Annotated in this window: 20 protein-coding genes and 1 riboswitch; of the genes, 18 read left to right on the top strand and 2 right to left on the bottom strand. The window is 42.6% G+C overall.

Translation table 11 applies throughout. The features are described from left to right. Window positions 1–10 precede the first annotated feature (10 nt). The gene (abc-f, locus tag KMHG_RS03805) at window positions 11–1,606 is read left to right on the top strand and encodes a ribosomal protection-like ABC-F family protein (RefSeq protein WP_010287140.1); all 1,596 of its coding nucleotides are present in this window, start codon (window positions 11–13) and stop codon (window positions 1,604–1,606) included. 52 nt (window positions 1,607–1,658) lie between these two features. Here the strand turns inward: abc-f and thmT are convergent, their stop codons facing one another. Continuing rightward, complete coding sequence (thmT, locus tag KMHG_RS03800) at window positions 1,659–1,844, bottom strand: 2-hydroxymuconate tautomerase (RefSeq protein WP_010287137.1); 186 nt, start codon at window positions 1,842–1,844, stop codon at window positions 1,659–1,661. A 70-nt stretch (window positions 1,845–1,914) separates the two neighbouring features. Between thmT and KMHG_RS03795 the strand changes: the two genes are divergently transcribed. Next, entirely contained in the window at window positions 1,915–2,415 is a 501-nt protein-coding gene (locus tag KMHG_RS03795) for a YwhD family protein (RefSeq protein WP_010287136.1), read from the top strand. A 232-nt stretch (window positions 2,416–2,647) separates the two neighbouring features. Here KMHG_RS03795 and KMHG_RS03790 read toward each other — a convergent pair whose 3' ends face one another. Continuing rightward, a complete protein-coding gene (locus tag KMHG_RS03790; RefSeq protein WP_010287134.1) occupies window positions 2,648–3,739 on the bottom strand; it encodes a diguanylate cyclase in 1,092 nt (363 codons plus the stop codon). 148 nt (window positions 3,740–3,887) lie between these two features. Here KMHG_RS03790 and KMHG_RS03785 point away from each other — a divergent pair, with 148 nt between their 5' ends. From KMHG_RS03785 to icmF, 16 genes are all read left to right on the top strand, one after another. Then, entirely contained in the window at window positions 3,888–4,328 is a 441-nt protein-coding gene (locus KMHG_RS03785; RefSeq protein WP_010287132.1) for a YwiB family protein, read from the top strand. Then, window positions 4,328–5,995, top strand: coding sequence for an arginine--tRNA ligase (gene argS, locus KMHG_RS03780; protein ID WP_010287130.1), 1,668 nt, complete (start codon window positions 4,328–4,330; stop codon window positions 5,993–5,995). Before KMHG_RS03785 ends, argS begins: the two co-directional genes overlap by 1 nt. A 105-nt stretch (window positions 5,996–6,100) precedes the next feature. Beyond that, a riboswitch (adenosylcobalamin (AdoCbl) riboswitch) is annotated at window positions 6,101–6,240 on the top strand. A 51-nt stretch (window positions 6,241–6,291) separates the two neighbouring features. After that, the gene (locus tag KMHG_RS03775; RefSeq protein WP_010287129.1) at window positions 6,292–7,245 is read left to right on the top strand and encodes an ABC transporter substrate-binding protein; all 954 of its coding nucleotides are present in this window, start codon (window positions 6,292–6,294) and stop codon (window positions 7,243–7,245) included. Next, the gene (locus KMHG_RS03770) at window positions 7,245–8,240 is read left to right on the top strand and encodes a FecCD family ABC transporter permease (protein ID WP_010287126.1); all 996 of its coding nucleotides are present in this window, start codon (window positions 7,245–7,247) and stop codon (window positions 8,238–8,240) included. The genes KMHG_RS03775 and KMHG_RS03770 overlap by 1 nt, the downstream gene beginning before the upstream one ends. Window positions 8,241–8,242: 2 nt before the next feature. Beyond that, window positions 8,243–9,709: an adenosylcobinamide amidohydrolase gene (locus KMHG_RS03765; RefSeq protein ID WP_010287123.1), complete on the top strand. Its 1,467-nt coding sequence runs from the start codon at window positions 8,243–8,245 to the stop codon at window positions 9,707–9,709. Between the two features lie 2 nt (window positions 9,710–9,711). Further along, entirely contained in the window at window positions 9,712–10,665 is a 954-nt protein-coding gene (gene cbiB / locus KMHG_RS03760; RefSeq protein ID WP_026021990.1) for an adenosylcobinamide-phosphate synthase CbiB, read from the top strand. Beyond that, window positions 10,655–11,734 carry a pyridoxal phosphate-dependent aminotransferase gene (locus KMHG_RS03755; RefSeq protein ID WP_010287119.1) on the top strand — a complete coding sequence of 360 codons (1,080 nt, stop codon included), beginning with the start codon at window positions 10,655–10,657 and terminating at the stop codon, window positions 11,732–11,734. The genes cbiB and KMHG_RS03755 overlap by 11 nt, the downstream gene beginning before the upstream one ends. Continuing rightward, the gene (locus KMHG_RS03750) at window positions 11,707–12,282 is read left to right on the top strand and encodes a bifunctional adenosylcobinamide kinase/adenosylcobinamide-phosphate guanylyltransferase (protein WP_010287118.1); all 576 of its coding nucleotides are present in this window, start codon (window positions 11,707–11,709) and stop codon (window positions 12,280–12,282) included. Before KMHG_RS03755 ends, KMHG_RS03750 begins: the two co-directional genes overlap by 28 nt. Further along, window positions 12,257–13,033 (top strand): adenosylcobinamide-GDP ribazoletransferase, encoded by a 777-nt coding sequence (gene cobS, locus KMHG_RS03745; protein ID WP_010287117.1) that lies wholly within the window; start codon window positions 12,257–12,259, stop codon window positions 13,031–13,033. The genes KMHG_RS03750 and cobS overlap by 26 nt, the downstream gene beginning before the upstream one ends. Beyond that, entirely contained in the window at window positions 13,006–13,599 is a 594-nt protein-coding gene (locus KMHG_RS03740; RefSeq protein ID WP_010287115.1) for a histidine phosphatase family protein, read from the top strand. The genes cobS and KMHG_RS03740 overlap by 28 nt, the downstream gene beginning before the upstream one ends. Further along, the gene (locus KMHG_RS03735; protein ID WP_010287113.1) at window positions 13,551–13,940 is read left to right on the top strand and encodes a bifunctional adenosylcobinamide kinase/adenosylcobinamide-phosphate guanylyltransferase; all 390 of its coding nucleotides are present in this window, start codon (window positions 13,551–13,553) and stop codon (window positions 13,938–13,940) included. Before KMHG_RS03740 ends, KMHG_RS03735 begins: the two co-directional genes overlap by 49 nt. 4 nt (window positions 13,941–13,944) lie before the next feature. Beyond that, a complete protein-coding gene (locus KMHG_RS03730) occupies window positions 13,945–14,532 on the top strand; it encodes a cob(I)yrinic acid a,c-diamide adenosyltransferase (protein ID WP_010287111.1) in 588 nt (195 codons plus the stop codon). 294 nt (window positions 14,533–14,826) lie between these two features. Then, window positions 14,827–17,010: a (Fe-S)-binding protein gene (locus KMHG_RS03725; protein ID WP_010287108.1), complete on the top strand. Its 2,184-nt coding sequence runs from the start codon at window positions 14,827–14,829 to the stop codon at window positions 17,008–17,010. A gap of 49 nt (window positions 17,011–17,059) precedes the next feature. Next, the gene (locus tag KMHG_RS03720) at window positions 17,060–18,247 is read left to right on the top strand and encodes an acetyl-CoA C-acetyltransferase (protein ID WP_010287106.1); all 1,188 of its coding nucleotides are present in this window, start codon (window positions 17,060–17,062) and stop codon (window positions 18,245–18,247) included. A 79-nt stretch (window positions 18,248–18,326) separates the two neighbouring features. Beyond that, the gene (locus KMHG_RS03715; protein WP_010287105.1) at window positions 18,327–19,487 is read left to right on the top strand and encodes an acyl-CoA dehydrogenase; all 1,161 of its coding nucleotides are present in this window, start codon (window positions 18,327–18,329) and stop codon (window positions 19,485–19,487) included. A gap of 120 nt (window positions 19,488–19,607) precedes the next feature. After that, window positions 19,608–22,832 carry a fused isobutyryl-CoA mutase/GTPase IcmF gene (gene icmF, locus KMHG_RS03710; RefSeq protein ID WP_010287104.1) on the top strand — a complete coding sequence of 1,075 codons (3,225 nt, stop codon included), beginning with the start codon at window positions 19,608–19,610 and terminating at the stop codon, window positions 22,830–22,832. The last annotated feature ends 238 nt before the right edge of the window (window positions 22,833–23,070 follow it).

The raw sequence follows: 23,070 nt of genomic DNA, 5'->3' as shown, positions 1-23,070 counted from the left end.
GGTCATTTCCATGACAGTATTATGTACATTACATGATGTGACGTATGAACCAATTTTAACCAATATAAACGTCTCGATGCGCGCTGGAGCACGTATCGGCATCGTCGGTATTAACGGTGCAGGAAAGTCGACATTATTAAAATTATTAGCAGGGGAGCTCAAACCGACTGCAGGCCATATCGAATGGTTCCGAAAAGCGTCGACCTTTTACGTGTCACAAGAAGCGCAAACGTTTGAACGCCCAGTACCAACAAATATGAGAGAAAAATGGCAAATGCCTGCAACGGATTACGACGTGCTAAGCGGCGGTGAAAAATTAAAGTTACGCTTAGCGGAGGCATTTGCACAAAAAGCGCAGCTCTTACTACTAGATGAACCGACGAACCATTTAGATGAAGCGAGCTTGCAACAGTTGACGACACAACTAAAGCGTTACCGGGGTACCGTTGTGATCGTATCGCATAACCGTGCATTTTTAGACGATGTTGCGACGGAAATTTGGCACGTAGACGACCACCAAGTGGAACGCTATAACGGCAATTATACGCATTTCGTGGAACAATATGATGCAAAAATTGCGCGTCAACATAAACAATACGAACAGCAAAAAGCAGAGAAAGCGCGTATTGAAAGTCAGCTTGACCAACTGTCTTCTTGGAGTGAGAAAGCGTACCGTGAATCGACGAAACAAGGGGGCTTTAAAGAATATTTCCGCGTCAAAGCGAAAAAGATGGATAACCAAGTAAAGTCGAAAGAAAAGCGATTACAAAAAGAGTTGTTGAAGCATGAAGTGACGGCACCGAAAGTACCGCATCGTGTCTACTTTGAATTTCAGCAGAGTGAACCGACTGGTAAATTTCTAATAGAACTGAAAGCAGTTTCAAAGTCGTACGGGAGCCGTGTTATTTTTAACGATGTGAACGCAACGATTCAATATGGAGACCGCATTGCGCTTGTCGGTCCGAACGGTGCAGGGAAAACGACGCTCTTGAAAATGTTGCTCGGGCAGGAAAGTTATGAAGGGGATATTTGGTGTTCACCGGCTGCCAATATCGGCTATTTAACGCAACAAGTATTTGATTTACCACTCGATATGACGCCATCGATATTGTTTGAGCGACCAACGTTTGAGCAACGTGCAGTCGTACAAACACTGATGGTGCAACTCGGTTTTACACGTGCGCAGTGGGAAGAACCGATACGCGATATGAGTATGGGTGAGCGCGTGAAATGTAAGTTGATGCAACTCATTTTAGCGCAAAAAAACGTGCTAATTTTAGATGAGCCGACGAATCATTTAGATCTTGAGAGCCGTGAGCAACTTGAGCACGTATTAAACGAATATAACGGCACGGTAATCGTCGTGTCACATGATCGTTATTTCGTTGAAAAAACGACAAGTATCCAGTTTAAGATTGTGAATCAACAGCTCGTAACACCGAGTGCAACAATCGAAACGTCGACAGAAAAACAACGAATGCAACTCGAAAATCGGCGACAAGAAGTGCTCGGAAAGCTGAGTTTTTTAACGCCAAACGATGCAGATTACGATGCACTTGATCGTGAGTTTCACGCATTAACGATACAAATTAATGCGCTGAAATAATTGAAAAGGCATTGCGTTTTCGCAATGCCTTTTCGTATTCGAAATGTTTCGACTATTTATCAGATGCGCGTACGCCGCCATTTGCGTAATGCTCTTTTTTCATTTCTTCAATGATAATCGTAATGTTTTCTTTCGGTGCATCGACTGTGCGTGAAATCGCATCGGTCACTTCTGTTACAAGCGCACGTTTTTGTTCATCATTACGACCTTCAATCATTTTAATCGTTACTACAGGCATTTACTACACTCCTCGTTTATAATAATATAGTGAATCTAAGTTAATCATATCAGAACGGAGGCATTTTGGAATGGCTGAAAAGAAAAAAATGGAATTTAACATTATTAAAAACGCACCAACAGATGGACATAAAGGATACGGCATCGGCTCGTTATCACTTGAAAACGTATCACCTGTTATTATTGACGTAGAAGAAGGTACTGCTGTGGTTGATATCGGTGCGATGCACGCGCGTAGTGCTGTCGAAAAAGGTATTAAATTTACGACAAATCGTGAAGACTCAGAAGGCGGTAAAGATTACTGGTTAGTATGGGTAACGATTGAACAAAAACCTGAAGGCGGATACTATGCAGGTGTGACAGCTTGTGAAATGGTCGTAAACCGTGAAAAACGTCGTGGTTATAAAATTTTAGCAGACCATGTGAACAAAATGGATAAATCAATGAAACGTAAAGTAATCGTCGAACATATGGATGAAAAATCAAAACACGTTTTGCGTGATTTCTTAAAAGATTTCGATGAAGCAATGTGGAACCGTAGTGAAGGTCAATTGCACGAAGATTTGAACTAGTGACTAAACTATGAAGTTATGCGAGTAAGGTTGAAACTAGCTTCAAAACAAAGTACACTAAAAGATAAAGTCTAACAATAGACTTTGGACAGCAGTCTTGGGTGATTTTTATTACATGTATTGGCATTTGAAACCCTAAACCCAAGCCATGTGCCTCTGTATGTAGTAAAATCAACAAGCAGAAAAAGCTTTCAATGCGCCAAACGGACAAAGGCGAACATTGAAAGCTTTTTTATTTCGATGATTGAAAATGATTGACATGAACGATTGTGTTCGGTTGTTTCGGACCGATATGTTCATGCATCGTCGACGTCGCGAGTTGCACGAGTTCATCGACTGTTTGTGCATTATCTGGATAGTTGACGACGCTAAATGACATCGTAATTTGCGCTTCTTGTCCGTTCGATAAGGCGAACTTTCGTCGGTCGAGCAATAGGCGCAACTCTGCCGCGTACGTTAACGCGATGGCAGGTGCGGCATCATAGCAAATAAAGTAAAACTCATCGCTGCTGACGCGTGCAACCATACAATTGTGTGTGCTTGCGAAGTCTTCGAGCATGACGGCAAGCTGTTTTAAAATTTCGTCGCCGTATAAATGGCCGTGCTGCTGATTGATTGTACGGAAATGATCAATGTCCATTAACACGAGTGCAAAAGGTCGTTGTTGTTCCGTCAGTTTTTTTAACTGTTCGCGGAAAATACGATTGTTTGGCATTCCTGTTAAATAGTCCGTATCGGCAATGCGTTCAATAGAGCGCGTATACGCAAATTGCTTTTTAAAAATATGTAGTACGACATACGTTGCATAAAAAGCGAGGCAGTTCATAATCGCGATAATCCAAATTTTCATATCGTTATACGACACTTCGGTTGCGATAATGACGAAACAAGCCAACTCTAACACGCATGCTATTAAGTAAACGTGCACATTCCGCCAATTAATCGGCATTTTAATTGCAAAAAGTGAAATGATCGTGCCGACTAAAAAAGTGTTGATCCCAAAAATCAACGTTTCACAAGAAAAGTCTGGGTAAAACACGCGGAAAAGTCCGCTAATCATCGCGGTAATGAAACCGGAAATCGGACCACCGAGCATAATGACGAGTAAAAATACTGTCGCACGTGCATCGCCGATAACACCGGTCGCTAATTGCAATGATGTTTTCATAAGTAAAATGATAATGACGCCGCCACCGATTCCGATAATGATCGGATAATAGGCGCGATAAAGTTTGTTAGATAAATTGAAAAACTCATATAAAAAATACGCCAATACGATAAACGTAAATAAAATCGAAAAATTAATTATAAGGCTAAGTATCATGTGAAATTCTCCTAGCGATTAGTGGTTCTATTATACACTAAATTTTTCCGTCCGTTTAGTACGTTCAAATTTTGCTACAGCCTTGAAAAAAACTTATATCTTATCCTATAATGATAAGGTTATATTAACAAAGAGCGGAGGAGCTTTTTTGAGTAATAATACAACGCCGATTCAATTGAAATTTAAGACGACGATCAACCACCCAGGTGAATTGCCTGAAATCATGGAAATTTTCGTCGATGGTTCTTATATGTTGAAAGATGGCAAAAAAGTCTACATTCAATATGAAGAAATTTTAAACGACAAAACGATGCGTACGACGTTACGTTTTGACGAAAGCGATGGTATCATTATGCGTAATGGTGATATCAAAATGCGCTTACCATTTGTGAAAGGCTATGATCAACGCGGCCACTATACAGCTGACTTTGGTGAAATGCCGATCATCGTACGTACGCATCATATTGATAATAAACCGCTAAACGATGAAGTAACAACAGGAGAACTGACAGTCCGCTACGAGTTAATCGTCAGTGGGGAATCAGTCGGGGAATATACTTTAGAATATAGCTATACGGAGGGAAAATAATGAACGCAGTAGAACAAGTGCAACAAGCAGTTAAAGAAGCTTTATTAAAAGCAATCACAAAAGCTGAACTTGTTGAAGATCCAAGTGCTTTAAATATCCACCTAGAAACACCACGTAACAAAGAAAACGGTGACTACGCAACAAACATTGCGATGCAAATGACAAAACTTGCGAAAAAAGCACCTCGCGACATCGCGCAAGCTATTTTAGACCACTTAGAAACAGAAGGAACAAACATCGAAAAAATCGATATCGCTGGTCCTGGTTTCATGAACATCACATTAGCAAAAGATTACTTAGCGGAAGTCGTACCAACTGTTTTAGACCAAGCTGACAAATACGGTCACTCTGAAGCTGGTAGCAACGAAAAAGTACAAGTTGAATTCGTATCAGCGAACCCAACTGGGGACCTTCACTTAGGTCACGCACGCGGCGCTTCAATCGGTGACTCATTATGCAACATTTTAGATGCTGCTGGTTATGACGTAACACGTGAATACTACATCAATGATGCAGGTAACCAAATTACAAAACTTGCGAAATCTTTAGAAGCGCGTTACCGTCAAGCACTTGGCCACGAAGCGGACATGCCTGAAGATGGTTACCACGGTAAAGATATCGTCGTGATCGCAGATACATTATCAAAAGAATTCGGCGAAGATATTTTAAACAAATCTGATGAAGAACGTTTCGAATTTTTCCGTACACACGGTTTAAAACACGAATTCGGTAAACTTCAAAAAGACTTAAAAGATTTCCGTGTTGATTTCGACGTATGGTTCTCTGAAACTTCTTTATATAAAGACGGTAAAGTAGAAGCAGCGATTAAAACATTAAAAGAAAACGGTCACGTATTTGAAAAAGACGGTGCAGTATGGTTCCGTTCTACAACATTCGGTGATGATAAAGACCGCGTATTACGTAAAACAGATGGTTCTTACACTTACTTAACACCAGATATCGCATACCACGAAGATAAATTAAAACGCGGTTTCGATAAAATTATTAACATCTGGGGTGCTGACCACCACGGTTACATTCCTCGTATGAAAGCTGCAATCGAAGCATTAGGCTACGATCGCGATATGCTTGAAGTAGAAGTAATCCAAATGGTAAACCTTTTACGTGACGGTGAAAAAGTCAAAATGTCTAAACGTACAGGTAACGCGGTTACATTACGTGAGCTTGTTGAAGAAGTAGGTCTAGACGCAGTACGTTACAACTTCGCAATGCGCGCTGGTGATACACACTTAGACTTCGATTTAGACTTAGCTGTTAAACAATCGAACGAAAACCCTGTATACTACGCACAATACGCACACGCTCGTATTCACTCAATTTTACGTCAAGCGTCAGAAAAAGGTTTCGCAGCTTCAACTGACAACTTAGATACACTTTCAACTGAAAAAGATATCGATGTATTGAAAAAAATGGGCGACTTCCCGAAAGTCGTAGCAGACGCAGCACGCGTTCGCGCACCACACCGTATTACAAACTACGTACAAGAACTTGCAGCAACATTCCACAGCTTCTACAATGCTGAAAAAGTATTAGATGCTGACAACAAAGAACGTTCTGCAGCTCGTCTTGCAATGATTACAGCTGTTGCACAAACAATCAAAAACGCCCTTAAATTAGTTGGCGTTGCAGCTCCTGAAAAAATGTAATATGAAAAGAAGCGGTAAGGGTTCATCCTTACTGCTTTTTTAATAAATAAAAGTCTGACTATTTCGAATACGCTTTCTTAATAAGTTAAAGTTCTGTATAATGATAACCAATTAAAGACGTGCAACGAATTGGGGAAATGAGTGCAAATCTCATGCGGTCCCGCCACTGTAACGGGGAAACCCGAAGCCAGATTACCAATCGTTGTTGTAATGAGAATGTGCTACGAGGATAGTCAATTTTTTTAAGAGACTCTTGTATGCACAAGAGTCTTTTTTATTTGAAGGGGGAAAATAATATGAAAAAATGGTCATTATGGGGATCGGCATTAGCCGTATCAGCGATGTTACTAACAGGTTGTGGTACTGACAACACAGATGATACAGAGAAAAAAGAAACGACAACACAAGGGGCTTACCCACAAAATATGAAAGATGCGACGGGTAAAGAAGTGACGATTTCATCGGAACCGAAAAAAATTATTACGTTATCACCGAGCATTACTGAAACGTTGTTTGAATTAGGGCTAGACGATGAAGTGATCGGTGTGACGACGAACGATAATTTCCCGAAAGAAGCGACAAAAAAAGAAAAAGTGGGCGATATGAATCCAAATATCGAAAAAATTATTTCACTAACACCTGACCTTGTATTAATTGATGAATCATCAATTAGTTCGAATGAAGCGGGCTTACAGCAACTGCGTGACGCAGGAATTACGGTATTTGTCGTACCGAATGCCAATTCATTCGAAGAAACGTATGACGATATTACATTAATCGGTGATGTGACGAATAAAGCAGACGAAGCGGATGATATCGTCGACGATATGAAGGACACTGTAGCGGACGTGCAACAAAAAATTAAAGAAGCCGATGTAGAAACGCGTAAAGTATTCGTTGAAACATCAGATGCACCAGACATTTACACAGCGGGTGACGGCTCATACATGCAAGAAATGTTTGATTTAATTAGCGCAGACAATATTGCGAAAGATGGCGGTAAAAACTGGTACAAAATTGATCCCGAAGCGATTGTGAAAGGAAATCCAGACGTCATTATCGTCAAGTATGACTACGTACCAGACATCATCGAAAAAGTGAAAAAACGCGATGGCTTTAATACGATTACAGCGGTAAAAGAAGATCGCGTCGTGCAAGTTGACGATGATACAACTAGTCGCACTGGTCCCCGTTTAGCAGATGGTTTAGAAGAAATTGCCGAAGCTGTTTATCCAGAGGCGTTTAAATAATGACGAAGCGGTTCATTGGCTACGTTGCGTCGATTAGTTTATTCCTCATCGTCGCAGCACTCGCTATTTATATCGGTTCTGTGAAAGTGCCGATTTCAGCTTTGTGGGATCCAGCGTCTACCGATGAAGCGTCAGCGAATATTTTATGGAAAATCCGACTACCACGCGTCATTTTAGCAGCGCTTGTCGGTGCAGCACTTGCAATGGCAGGTGCGGCGTTCCAAGGGCTATTGAAAAATCCACTTGCCGATCCGTACACACTCGGCGTATCATCAGGAGCTTCTGTCGGTGCGGTGATGACAATTTTCTTTGGTTTATCGTCATCTGCACTCGGATTATTGACGTTACCGATTTTTAGTATGATAGGGGCACTCGGCGCAATGATCATCGTACTCGGATTTGCAAGATTAATTGACCGGACGATGAAAATGGAAACGCTTATTTTAACAGGGATTATTGTCAGTGCGTTTTTAAGTTCCGTCATTTCGCTTATGATTGCGCTTACGGGAGAAGAACTTCGCCAAATTTTAAATTGGATTATGGGGAGTGTATCGATGCGTGGCTGGCCATACATTCAAATGACTTGGCCGTTTATGTTGCTCGGTGCAGCACTACTATGGTGGAATCGTAAAGAATTAAATGCGCTACTGTTCGGTGAAGAGCGTGCGCATTATTTAGGCGTAAACGTCAAACGAAGTAAATGGATGATTTTAATTGGCGGATCGATTTTAACCGGTTGTGCTGTCGCTGTGTCGGGTACGATTGGCTTTATCGGTCTCGTCGTGCCACATATGACGCGTCTATTATTCGGCACTGACCATCGCCATTTATTGCCGCTATCAATGATTAACGGCGCAACTTTATTGATTGCCTGTGATTTAGTAGCACGTACGGTCATTGCACCGAGCGAGCTACCAATCGGTGTCATTACGTCATTTATCGGCGCACCAGTATTTGCATTTATATTTTTCAAACAACGTAGAAAGGGACGATAGCGATGTTAGACGTAGTACACGTATCCGGTGGTTACGACGATCAAACGATTGTTAACGATGTATCATTTTCAGTCGCCAAAGGACGGATGCTCGGTATTTTAGGGCCGAATGGTAGTGGAAAATCAACTTTGTTAAAAATGATGAGTGGCGTGCTGCCGGTACAAAGCGGAGAGATTTATATTGATGGAGCGTTAAAGCAATCGTATAAACAAAAGGCGCTTGCTCGTAAAATGGCGGTATTGCCTCAGCTACATGCGCACGCTTTTTCACATACCGTACATGAAACAGTGTCGCTTGGGCGTTATCCACATCAAACAGGACTGTTTTCTCAATGGTCAGAAGCGGATGAACAGGCAACGACAGAAGCGATGCAACAAACAGGTGTCGACCGCTATCGTGATGCACAGCTCGATTATTTATCAGGTGGTGAACAACAGCGCACGTTTATCGCGCAAGCACTCGCCCAACAAGCTGAAATTTTACTGTTAGACGAACCGACGAATCATTTAGATTTAGAGCATCAACGTCAAATGATGGACATGTTAAAAGCGGAAGTGACGAATCGTGGGTTAACGGTCGTATCGATCTTTCACGATATGAATTTAGCTGCGCTCTATTGCGATGAATTATTGTTATTAGAAAATGGGCGTATACGAGCATACGGGGCACCGGCAGAAGTACTCACAGAAGACGAAATTGCGGCGGTGTACCGAACGTGTGTGACGAAATTTGCGCATCCACAACTTGCCACACCCCAAATGGCACTCATTCCTGACTTTCAACACGCATGTCCTATCGTCACCGAAGACCAATTTTCGATTGAGGAACAATTCGTCCACTTACAAACGGATGCACCACTACGTACGTTATCGTCTGCGATGCACAATCCTGGGTTCGGTTGGTTCCGTCACTTTTTGAACCGTACTGTTGATGCGACGTATATGTGCGACGACGCGCATGCAGAAATGAAGCGCTACATTGCGGCGCAGCAGTTACCGATTGAACAAACGGTTGCAATGATGACTGCCGTCGCTGCAGAACATGCGATTATTCGTCATTATACAGAAGGCGATGGTGATATTTTTGTTATGGTCACAGCGGGCATTGGAAACGCTGTCGATGCATCGCGCGGACATTTACATGAAGAATTACAAACGGTCGGTACGATTAACTTATGGGTCATCGTCAATGGGCATTTAACAGATGAATCGTTTATGCAAGCGATGATGACCGCTGTCGAAGCAAAAGTAAAAGCGATGCATGACGACGATATTCGTGATCGGTATACTGGAACGCTTGCGACTGGCACATCGACCGACAGCATTTTAATCGCGGCTACGCAAACAGGTACACGCTATGAATATGCGGGCACGATTACGGACCTTGGAAAGCTCATCGGTCGCGGTGTGTACGATGCGATGCATATTGCACTAGACGATTATAAACGAGCGAAAGGTTGGATTTTATAGTGGTGTTATATCATTTAATCGCTTGTACGATAGGTTTTATAATTGACCGTTTTTACGGGGAGCCAAAATGGGTGACACATCCCGTTATTTATATTGGCAATTTGATTCGCACGTTGACACGTATGTTGAATAAAGGACAGCATCGAAAATTGAAAGGTGCGCTCACGGCGATGACGACCATTTTACTGACCGGTGTAATCGTCGGCGCCATCGTTTACGGCAGTTATCAATTGCACGCTTACGTAGGCATCGGTGTCGAAGCATTGTTAATCGCCTGTGGCTTAGCGCAAAAAAGCTTACGACAAGCGGCTAACGACGTCTATGAACCACTCGTTGCAGGGGATTTTGAACGAGCGCGTCAAAAGCTAGGGTGGATTGTCGGTCGCGATACGGCACATTTAGACGAAGCGAACATTACGCGTGGGGTCGTTGAAACAGTATCTGAAAATACGAGTGATGGTGTGACCGCGCCACTGTTTTATGCGTTATTATTTGGCGCAACAGGATTATGGGTGTACAAAGCAATCAATACACTCGACTCGATGATTGCTTATCGAAACGAAACGTACGGTGAATTTGGCTTTGTCGCTGCGAAGTTGGATGATCTCGCAAATTTCATCCCGAGTCGCATGACGGGATTTTTGTTGTTAGTCGCGTCACCGAACGATTATAAGCTATCGTTTTTAACACGTTTTAAACGTTGGTTAGCAGATGCGCCGAAACATCCGAGCCCAAACAGCGGTTATTTAGAAGCAGCGACGGCTTATCAGCTTGGCATTCAATTAGGTGGTCTCAATTACTACGGTGGCATCGCATCCCATCGTCAAGAAATGGGCGAACCGTATGTCCAATTGTCAGCGACACATATTCAACGAACGGTCGTGCAAATGGAACGCACATCGTTGGCCTTTTTAATCGTCGGCTTATTTATAGGGGGAATGTTCATTGTTACCTAGTCACGGTGCGAATCCGCATCACGTATATGAGGCGCTCGGGTTAGACATACCTGAACGTATAATCGACTTTAGCGAAAACGTCAATCATTTACCGTTTCCACTAGAACTTTCTATGGAAACATTCATGCCATACATAACTGCTTATCCTGATTCAAACGGTGAACCATTTTTATCTGCTGTGGCGCATTATCATGGCGTCGACAAGCGTCACATTTTGCTTGGCAATGGTGCTGCAGAAATTTTCGCGCTCCTTGGCAATTTATTGCACGGCAAACGTGTCACGATCATTCATCCGACATTTTCGGAATATGAAGCGACGCTTGCGCCACATGATGTAACGTTTGACCGTTTAATTGTCGAAGATATTGCGACGTACCGATTACCGATGACAGCGATTGAACAGTCGCTTAAACAGTCCGCAGCGATTTATATATGTACACCGAACAATCCGACAGGCGTGTTACCGCCGCAGCACGAATTGTTACAAATCATTGAGTGGGCAGCGCAAACGAATACGCTCGTCGTGCTCGATGAAGCATTTATTGACTTTATCGGCGAACATGTCGCTTTAATAGAACGAGCGCCGACATGGCCACACGTCATCGTCGTTCGTTCAATGACGAAAATGTATAAAATGCCAGGGGTAAGGCTCGGGTATGCCGTCGCACATGAAGCAATCATTGCGAAATTACGTGCTTTTACGGCACATTGGCATATTAATGGTATTGCGAGCGCGCTCGGTAAAGAGATGCTGGAGTTACAGACGTATCGTGCGCAAACGATCGATGCATTACGTGCGCCACGTGAAACATTTTTAACATTTTTACAAGAAAATGGATATAAATATACGCATAGTCAAACGAATTATGTTAGTTTTCAATTGCCAGACCGTTCGCTAAGTGATGCGTTTTATACGTTTATGTTGCATCGTGGTTGTGTGTTACGTCATACGAAAAACTTTCTCGGGATGGACGGGAGTTGGTTCCGCGTCGGTATAAAAGAACGAGCAAAAATGGACGTATTGAAAGAAGGTATGATCGCATGGCACAAACACCGTTTATTTTTATAACAGGTGGTGTACGAAGCGGGAAAAGTCATTTTGCAGAGCAAGTAACGCATCAACTCGCAGCGAACCGTCAGCTCGTCTACGTAGCAACAGGTGTCGCTTTTGATGCAGAAATGAAACGACGCATTGTGCATCATCAACAACTGCGCGATGGCCTCGGCTGGTTAACACTCGAGCATCCGACTGATTTTTCGACGCTCGTACCGCGTATTCCGGATAATGCTATCGTTTTATGGGACTGTGCAACGACGTGGTTAGCGAATGAATGTTACACCGATGATGCGTGGCAAACGGCGCAATTGCAGGCGCGGATTGCGGCGATGAAAGAAGCGATGTTGGCGCTCCATCGTCAGCACATACCGCTAATTGTCGTATCGAACGAAGTGTTAGATGCGCCGATTCCACCTTATGCGGAAACGCAAACGTATGCGAAGCAACTAGGATTGGTGCATCAATGGTTCGTACAGCAAGCAACGGTCGCCATTGAAATGCAATATGGTTACCGGAAAATATGGAAGGGAGCAGATGAATTTGAAAAACTTCTTCAGTAGTATATTGCTAGCCTTTCAATTTTTTACGATTGTACCGGTTAACAAACAGCTCGATTTAACGAAACAAACCGTCACAGGAATGTTTCAATTTTTACCGTGGCTCGGCGTCATCATGGGCGCGGTCGTCGCACTTATTTTTGAAGGCCTAACGCTTACAGACAGTTCACCACTTTTAATCGGCTTTATCGTCATGATGGCGTTCATTATTTGGACAGGTGGCCTCCATCTCGATGGCTTTACCGATATGGGAGATGCGTACTTTTCTTATCGCGATTTAAAAAAACGCCAAGATATTTTAGATGACCCACGTGTTGGTGCATTCGGTGCGATGTCACTTTTATTTTTAGTGTTAACGAAACTGATTGTTTTAACAGAGCTCGTGACACAACAAATTTTATCAGTGTATTGGTTAATGTTCGTTCCGTTTTTAGCGCGTGCAGCACTCGGTTTTTATATTACACTCACGCAGTCGTCGAAAGAAAAAGGACTTGGCTACTTTTTCCGTACACATATTCAATTGAAACAATATATGATTGTGACGTTGCTATCATTATGTATCGGAACAGCCATCATCATTTATATGACACACAATTGGACCGCTAGTATATTAGTCGTCATCGCACTCATCATCGTCCCGATTTATAAATGGTGGACGAAGAAAAACTTCGGTGGTGCATCAGGCGATTTATACGGTGCCTTTATCGAAGGAACGGAGGCGATATTGTGGATTGCGCTGTTATGCTTGAATTAATTCGTCATGCGAAAACGGCAGGAAATATCGAGCGTCGCTACGTCGGTTGGACAGACGACCCGATTGTCGCGACCGATTTGCCAATAATCGATAATACGATTGAGGCGGTATATTGCAGTGATTTAGTACGCACGCAACAAACGGCACAAGCTTATTTTCCACATGCAACGCAACATGTAATCGCTGATTTTCGTGAGACACATTTCGGAAACTTTGAAATGAAAACGTACGATCAACTAAAAGATGATGAGACATATCGTCAATGGATTGACGAACCGACAAACGTTGCGCCACCGAACGGCGAGTCGCTTACTGATTTTTATGCACGTGTTCGTCGTGGTATGCAGCAATTACGTGGTGCGCGTCATTACGTTGCCGTTTTACATGGCGGGACGATTCGCGCATTGCTCGTCGATTTAGCGCCAACACCATCTACATTTTGGGATTGGCACGTTGAACATGACGTACGTTTTCAACTGAAGTGGTCGACACAACAAGCGTTTGAGGAGGGGGAGCGATGCACATCGTTATCGGCGGTGCCTTTAACGGCAAACGCGCGTACGTAAAAAAACTTCAGCCGGATGCGATATGGTATGAAGCACAATGGCCGACGACGACCGCACCAAAAATCGTTGTTGCAGGTTTAGAAGGACTTTTACGTGCGCATCTAGAAGAAGATGAGCAACAAGTAGCACTACAATTTGCGTCGCGTTTAAAGGCGTTAGATGACCAATGTGAATCATTAACGGTAATTTTAACGGATATGGGGCGTGGCGTCGTACCGCTTGAATCAGAAGCAAGACAACTGCGAGATACGTGCGGACGCCTTTATCAACAATTGTTTCAACAAGCACAAACGATTACACATATTTGGTATGGGATACCAGAAATTTTGAAAGGGAGATGATTAAATGAATATTTACACACGTACAGGCGATAAAGGGAAAACGAGCATTATTGGAGGACGCGTCGATAAAGATGATTTTCGCGTAGAAGCATATGGCACAATCGATGAACTCAATGCGATTATCGGAAAAGCGATGACAGAATTAGATGCAACGAAATTCGAAGACATTTTATACGACTTAGAAAAAATCCAAAATGAATTGTTCGATGGTGGTGGCGATTTAGCGAATGTTATGAAAGAGCGTCATTACAAATTAGCAGATGAGCCGATTGAAGAAATGGAAGCACGTATTGATACGTTAATGGACGAAGCGCCAGAGCTTCAAAAATTCGTGCTACCAGGTGGTTCTCCAGCGGCAGCGACATTACACATTGCGCGTACTGTAGCGCGTCGTGCAGAACGTTTAGCAGTCACATTGCTAAAAAATAGCGAAGAAGGTGACGTATCGGCAGTCGTACAACGTTATTTAAATCGCTTATCGGATTATTTATTTGCTGCAGCACTCGTCGTGAATGCGCGTCTCGGTGTACCGAATAACGAATACGTCCGTAGCGCAAACGTCTTTTCAACGAGTAAGAAAAAAGAAAAATAAGTTCACATCTATATGTCATGTGACATCTAAGCGAAAAAGGTAAAAAATGATAATAGTAAAATGAAAATATCCTACTCATACTAACTATTAAGATATAAGCTATCCTCGAAAGGGGATAGCTTATATCTTTTTTTGGCATCGTTTTTAAAGAAAAATATGTATTTTTACGAAAAAATAAAACATATTGCGGAAAATTATTGACTGAGTGACGATTCATAAAGTAGAATGTTGGTAATTCCAAAAGTATCCAAATACTATACAAAAAGGAAAATCAGTCTTTTAGGGGGGAAAGGCATGAATCCATTATTAATTGCAAACTGGATTTTAACGATTCTCACAATCGGGTATGGTATCTATTTATTTGCTTACCTAGTGAAGACACGTTACCAGTTTATCAAGATGGGTAAGAAGCAAGAATTCGACAACGATGTGAAAGCACGCCTAAACAAAATTTGGGTCATGGTATTTGGACAAAAGAAACTGTTTAAAGATAAGAAGAGTGGTATTATCCACGTTATGATTTTCTACGGTTTTCTTTTAGTTCAATTAGGTGCAATCGACTTCATTTGGAAAGGGTTAAAGCCAGGATCTCATTTACCACTTGGACCACTTTATCCGATCTTTACATTCTTCCAAGAAATCGTTACATTGATGATTTTAGTCGCTGTCATCGGTGCGTTCTATCGCCGATACATTGAAAAATTAGTACGTTTAAAACGAGGCTTGAAATCAGGTCTTGTGTTAATTTTTATCGGTTCATTAATGCTTTCTGTATTAATCGGTAACGGTATGATGTTAATTTGGGAAGATGCTGCAACGTGGCATTGGTCAGAACCAATTGCATCTGGAATTGCCGTAATATTCGCATTTTTACCGAAAACAGCAGCCATTACCGTATTCTTCGTTATGTGGTGGATTCATTTAGTGACGTTACTAACATTCCTAGTGTACATTCCACAATCAAAACACGCTCATTTAATCGCTGGTCCTGTAAACGTTTACTTTAACCGTTTAGACAATCCAGGGAAGCTTCGTCCAATCGACTTTGCAGCACTTGAAGAAGAGGACGAAACAGAAGGTGCAGAAGAAGAGGAAGTTACATTCGGTGTTGGTAAAATTACCGACTTTACCGATCTACAGCTGATTGATTTATACGCTTGTGTAGAGTGCGGTCGCTGTACGAACATGTGCCCAGCAACAGGGACAGGTAAAATGTTGTCACCGATGGATTTAATGACAAAATTACGTGATCACCTTACATTCACTGGTGCGGTACAAACGCATCAAAAACCGTGGGTGCCAGGTTTCTTATTTAATAATTCAAAAGGGAATCAACTCGTTGCAGCAGCTGGTGCTGACGGTGCAGTCATTGACGACATCTACAGCCCATCATTAATCGGAGACGTCATCACAGAAGAAGAAATTTGGGCATGTACAACTTGCCGTAACTGTGAAGACCAATGTCCAGTTATGAACGAACACGTTGAAAAAATTATTGACCTACGTCGTTACTTAACGATGACAGAAGGTAAAGTCAACGGTGATGCGCAACGTGCTATGAACAACATCGAGCGTCAAGGGAATCCTTGGGGTATCAACCGTAAAGAAAAAGAAAACTGGCGCGATGCTCGCCCAGACCTTCATATTCCAACTGTAAAAGAAGCTTCTAAAGCAGGTGAAGAGTTCGAATACTTATTCTGGGTTGGGTCAATGGGTTCATTCGATAACCGTTCACAAAAAATCGCTTTATCATTTGCCCATTTATTAAATGAAGCAGGTGTGAAATTCGCGATTTTAGGTAACAAAGAGAAAAACTCTGGGGATACACCACGTCGCTTAGGAAACGAGTTCTTATATCAAGAGCTTGTAGAAGCGAACATTAAAGAGTTCGATAAAGCAGAAGTGAAAAAGATCATCACGATTGATCCACATGCTTACAATACGTTCAAAAACGAATATAGCGACTTTGGTTGGAGTGGTGAAGTGTATCACCATACAGAGTTTTTATTCAAGCTCGTTCAAGAAGGTCGTCTAAAACCACAACATGCTGTAAACGAAAAAATCGTCTTCCACGATTCTTGTTACTTAGGCCGTTACAACAATGTATACGACGCACCGCGTGAAATTTTAAAAGCGATTCCTGGGGTTGAGCTTGTTGAAATGGAACGTAACCGCGAAGAAGCAATGTGCTGTGGCGCAGGTGGCGGTTTAATGTGGATGGAAGAACATGTCGGCAACCGTATTAACGTAGCGCGTACAGAACAAGCGCTTGCGACGAATCCGACCGTCATCTCAGCTGGATGTCCATACTGCTTAACGATGTTATCAGATGGTACGAAAGCGAAAGAAGTCGAAGATACAGTCGGCACTTACGACGTTGCAGAATTACTAGAGAAATCTATTTTCGGCGACGCACCACCAGTATTAGAAGAAGACGTTACATCGGAAGTATTAGCAGAATCATTAACAAATGCATAGTCACGAGACCATTTTTACTGCACGACATTCGTAGAAAGAGGTGTTGTAGTTGAAAGCAGTCATTGTAGCAGGTTCGAGAACGCCATTTGGCAAATTTGGTGGCGCATTAAGCAGCTTAACAGCGAGTGATTTAGGTGGCATTGCCATCAAATCAGCGCTTGCGCAAACATCAATTCAACCTGAAGAAGTAGATGAAGTTATTATCGGTACGGTATTACAAGCGGGACAAGGACAAATTCCGTCACGCCAAGCAGCGACGAAAGCGGGCTTACCGTTTTCAGTGAAAACCGAAACGATCAACAAAGTGTGTGCATCAGGTTTACGTAGCATTACATTAGCGGAACAATTGATTCGTTTAGGAGATGAAAAAATTATCGTTGCAGGCGGTATGGAATCCATGTCGAACGCCCCTTACTATTTACCGAACGGTCGTTGGGGATTGCGTATGGGAGATAGCACATTAGTAGACGGCGTGTTACACGACGGTTTAACGTGTGCATTCCACCCAGACCATGTCCATATGGGCGTTTACGGCAATGAAACAGCCGAGTCATTCGGCATTACGCGAGAAGCGCAAGATGCATGGGCGGCGCGCAGTCAACAACGTGCCATCGCTTCAATTGAATCAGGCATTTTCGCTGAAGAAATTGCACCGGTAACAATTCCACAACGCAAAGGGGATGCAATTGTCGTCGACAAAGACGAAGCCCCACGTGCGGGGACGACCGAAGAAACATTGGCAAAGTTAAAGCCAGTATTTGGCCACGATGGCACTGTTACTGCCGGCAATGCACCAGGCATTAACGACGGAGCAGGCGCAGTCGTCGTCGTATCAGAGGAAGAAGCAGCCGCGCGTCAATTAGACGTCCTTGCTGAAATTGTAGGACATGCGGCGATTGCGATTGAACCGTCACGTTTCCCGGAAACGCCAGGTTTAATTATCGACACATTGCTGAAAAAGACAGGCAAACAACTAGCAGACATTGATTTATTCGAATTAAACGAAGCATTCTCAGTCGTTGCATTAGCAGCGAATCAAATTGCAGGGCTTGACCCTGAAAAAGTAAACGTCAATGGCGGCGCGGTTGCACTGGGGCATCCGATCGGCGCAAGCGGTACACGTATCGTATTGACGCTTGCAAAAGAATTAAAACGTCGCGGTGGCGGTATTGGCATCGCAGCGATTTGTTCAGGTGGCGGTCAAGGAGATGCCATCATGATCGAAGTACCGAAGTAATTGTGTTCGAACTTGGATTGAATCGTTAAAGTTAGAACACACCACAAAATCAGTCATACAGAAATAGGGAGGAAACAACATGCAATTCAAATTATCAGATGAACACGAAATGTTACGTAAGATGGTACGCGACTTCGCCGTAAACGAAGTGGCACCGACAGCAGCCGAACGCGATGAGGAAGCACGCTTCGATCGCGAGATTTTCGATAAAATGGCAGAGCTAGGCTTAACAGGTATTCCATGGCCTGAAGAGTACGGCGGCGCTGGTATGGATTATTTAGCATACTGTATCGCAGTTGAAGAACTAGCACGCGTATGTGGCTCAACAGCCGTAACGTTATCTGCTCATACATCTTTAGCAGGTTGGCCTGTTTTCAAATTTGGTACAGAGGAGCAAAAGCAACAATACTTACGTCCAATGGCGGAAGGTAAAAAAATTGGTGCATACTGCTTAACTGAGCCAGGTTCAGGTAGTGACGCAGGTGGTATGAAAACGATCGCAACGAAAGATGGCGATGACTATATCATTAACGGTTCGAAAATCTTTATTACAAACGGCGGCGTGGCGGACATCTACATTGTCATCGCGCTATTAGATCCAAAAGATCGTCGTAGCTCAACAGCATTCATCGTAGAATCAGGCTTTGAAGGTTTCAAAGTTGGTAAAGAAGAGCACAAAATGGGTATTCGTTCTTCAGCAACGACTGAAATTATCCTTGAAAACTGCCGCGTACCGAAAGAAAACGTACTTGGCGCAGAGGGTGAAGGCTTCAAAGTAGCGATGAAAACATTAGATGGCGGCCGTAACGGTATCGCAGCACAAGCTGTCGGTATCGCACAAGGCGCATTAGATGCGGCTGTAGAATACGCTTCTCAACGTGTTCAATTTGGTAAGCCAATCTCTGCAAACCAAGGCATTAGCTTCAAGTTAGCAGATATGGCAACAGCAATCGAAGCTTCTCGCTTATTAACATACCAAGCAGCATGGTTAGAAACTGAAGGTTTACCATACGGTCAAGCATCAGCAATGGCTAAGCTAATGGCTGGGGATACAGCGATGAAAGTAACGACAGAAGCAGTTCAAGTATTCGGTGGTTATGGCTACACGAAAGAATACCCAGTAGAACGCTTCATGCGTGATGCAAAAATTACGCAAATTTATGAAGGTACACAAGAAATTCAACGTATGGTTATCGCACGTGGGTTAGAAACAAACGCACGTCCATTACAAAAAGCGTAATTTAACTCATAGTGTTTAAAGTTTTACGGGTTGTTTGAACGTTTGCATTCTTCATCTATTATACATAGAGGGATGTGGGCATTTAAACAGCCCTTTTTTTACAGAAGGGGGAGTTCTAATATGGAAACAACAGTTTATCAAGCGAAACATCCACTACGTTTTGTCACAGCATCAAGCCTTTTTGATGGGCACGATGCCACGATTAACATCATGCGCCGCATTATGCAATCAAGCGGTGCAGAAGTCATTCATCTAGGTCACAATCGTTCTGTAGAAGAAATCGTCAATGCGGCTATTCAAGAAGACGTACAAGGTATTTCTGTGTCGTCTTATCAAGGCGGTCACGTCGAGTACTTTAAATACATTTATGATTTATTAAAAGAAAAAAATGCTTCTCACATCCAAATTTTTGGTGGGGGCGGTGGCGTTATTTTACCGTCGGAAGCGAAAGAATTACACGCTTATGGGATTAATCATTTATTCTCACCAGAAGATGGGCGTACGCTCGGTCTTCAAGGAATGATTAATTTAATGCTTGAACGAAGTGATTTCCCGACAGTTGAAGGGGAAGATATCAGTTTGTTAGAACAACTATCGCCAGATAATCAACTAGCGCTCGCAAAAGCGATTACGATTGCTGAAAATGGCGCATCAGAAGGCTTTATCGAAAAGGCGCGGCACTTATCAAAAGAAACGCCAGTGCTTGGGATTACAGGTACAGGCGGTGCTGGAAAAAGTTCATTAACGGACGAATTAATTCGTCGTTTCTTACAAGAACTTCCTGACGTTCGTATCGCGATTGTGTCGATTGATCCGACGAAACAGAAAACAGGCGGTGCATTGCTTGGCGACCGTATTCGCATGAATTCGATTTTCAACAATCGTATTTATATGCGTTCGCTTGCAACGCGTGAATCACACTCTGAAATCTCAGATAACTTAGATGACGTATTAGACGTTGTAAAAGCAGCTGGATTCGATTTAATTATCGTAGAAACGAGTGGTATCGGTCAGGGTGACGCAGCGATTACGAAAGTATCTGATTTATCTATGTATGTTATGACGAGTGAGTTCGGTGCACCGACGCAGCTTGAAAAAATCGATATGATCGATTTTGCTGACCTCGTTGTCATTAATAAATTTGAACGTAAAGGTTCAGAAGATGCGATGACGCACGTGAAAAAGCAATATCAACGCAGTCACAATTTATGGGACCAATCACCAGACGATATGCCGGTGTATGGCACGATTGCGAGTCAATTTAACGATAAAGGAACGAACGCATTGTTTGCGGCGCTCGTGAAAAAAATCGCTGAAAAGTTCGGCAAAAATTGGCATACGTCATACAGTGAATTCGTGAAAACGCAAAAAGATCACGTGATTATTCCGACAGATCGTCGTTATTATTTACGTGAAATTACCGATACGATTCGCGCGTACAAAAAAACGACTGCGCAACAAGTCGATATCGCCCGTAAAATTTTCCAAGTAGAAGGCGCGCTAGCACTTGTAGAAGACGATGCGACAAAACAAGTGCTTCAAGCGAAATTAGACGAACTATGCGTTGAATTAACGCCGCAATCGAAGAAAATTTTAGACAACTGGGAAACATTAAAAGAAAGCTACTCAGGAGATGAAATGGTAACGAAAGTGCGCGATAAAGAAATTCGTACGATTCTCGTGTCCGAATCGTTATCAGGCACAAAAATTCCGAAAGTCGCATTGCCAAAAATGAAAGATTACGGCGAGATTTTACAATTTGCCTATACCGAAAACGTACCAGGTGTTTTCCCATATACTGCGGGTGTATTCCCATTCAAACGCCAAGGGGAAGATCCGAAGCGTCAATTCGCTGGTGAAGGAACGCCAGAACGTACGAATAAACGATTCCACTACTTATCAGCAGGTGATGAGGCGAAACGTTTATCGACGGCATTTGACTCAGTAACGCTTTATGGTGAAGATCCGAATGAACGTCCAGACATTTACGGGAAAATCGGCGAATCTGGTGTAAGCGTTTGTACGTTAGACGATATGAAAAAGTTGTATGCAGGTTTTGACTTATGCGCACCTTCGACGTCTGTATCGATGACGATTAACGGACCAGCGCCAATTATTTTAGCGATGTTTTTAAATACGGCTGTCGCACAGCAAGTCGAAAAACAAGAACAAGCGCTAAATCGTCGTTTAACAGACGAAGAATATGCGGACATTAAAGCAAAAACGTTAAACGTCGTACGCGGTACGGTACAAGCAGATATTTTAAAAGAAGACCAAGGTCAAAACACGTGTATTTTTTCAACGGAATTTGCGCTGCGCATGATGGGTGATATTCAGCAATACTTTATCGACCATGAAGTACGCAACTACTATTCTGTGTCAATTTCGGGTTACCACATCGCAGAAGCGGGTGCGAATCCAATTTCACAATTAGCATTTACGCTATCGAATGGGTTTACATTCGTGGAATATTATTTAAGCCGCGGTATGCACATTGATGATTTCGCGCCGAACTTATCATTTTTCTTCTCAAACGGGCTAGACCCAGAATATACGGTTATTGGTCGCGTTGCGCGTCGTATTTGGTCTGTCGTGATGCGTGATAAATACGGTGCAAACGAGCGTAGCCAAAAACTTAAATATCACGTTCAAACGTCTGGTCGAAGCTTACACGCACAAGAAATCGACTTTAACGATATTCGTACGACGCTACAAGCACTCATGGCACTGCAAGATCAATGTAATTCATTGCATACGAATGCATATGACGAAGCGATTACGACACCGACAGAAGAATCTGTTCGTCGTGCGATGGCGATTCAATTAATTATTACGAAAGAGCATGGCTTATCGAAAAACGAAAACCCATTGCAAGGTTCGTACATTATTGATGAATTAACAGATTTAGTCGAAGAAGCGGTACTTGCAGAATTCGACCGTATTAACGACCGTGGTGGCGTACTTGGCGCAATGGAAACGCAATATCAGCGTGCGAAAATCCAAGAAGAGTCAATGTACTACGAACATTTAAAACATTCAGGTGAACTGCCAATTATCGGCGTGAATACGTATTTAAATCCAAATGCAAATCCAGAAGAACTATTCGATACGATGGAAGTAGCACGTGCATCAACGGAAGAAAAAGATACGCAAATTATGAATTTACGTAAATTCCAACAAGCGCATGAAGATAAAGCACAAGAAATGCTACAACGTCTGCAAGAAGTAGCAAAATCAGGCGGCAACATTTTTGAAGAGTTAATGGAAACAGTAAAATATGCAAGTCTTGGTCAAATTACGAATGCGCTATACGAAGTTGGCGGAAAATATCGTCGAAATATGTAATTCATGCACGTTCAAAGACGCGTTTTTATGTTTTTTTCTGTATAATGTAGGAAAAGCTTTTTGAGGAGCCGCAGCATTTATGGAGAAGATCATTCACTATGTCATTATAATCGCATGTGCTGTTGCCACATATTTGTTGTATAATAAGCAACTAGGCGCTATTCCAATTTTAATCTTAGCCCTCTATTTGTTTTACTACGTTTATCGTAGTTTGAAACGACAGAAAAATGATAATTGA

The organism is Kurthia massiliensis (genome assembly GCF_000285555.1).
GTDB classification, from domain to species: Bacteria; Bacillota; Bacilli; order Bacillales_A; family Planococcaceae; genus Kurthia; species Kurthia massiliensis.
The sequence above is the reverse complement of the archived record's forward strand: the minus strand, read 5'-3'. Positions and strand labels throughout refer to the sequence as shown.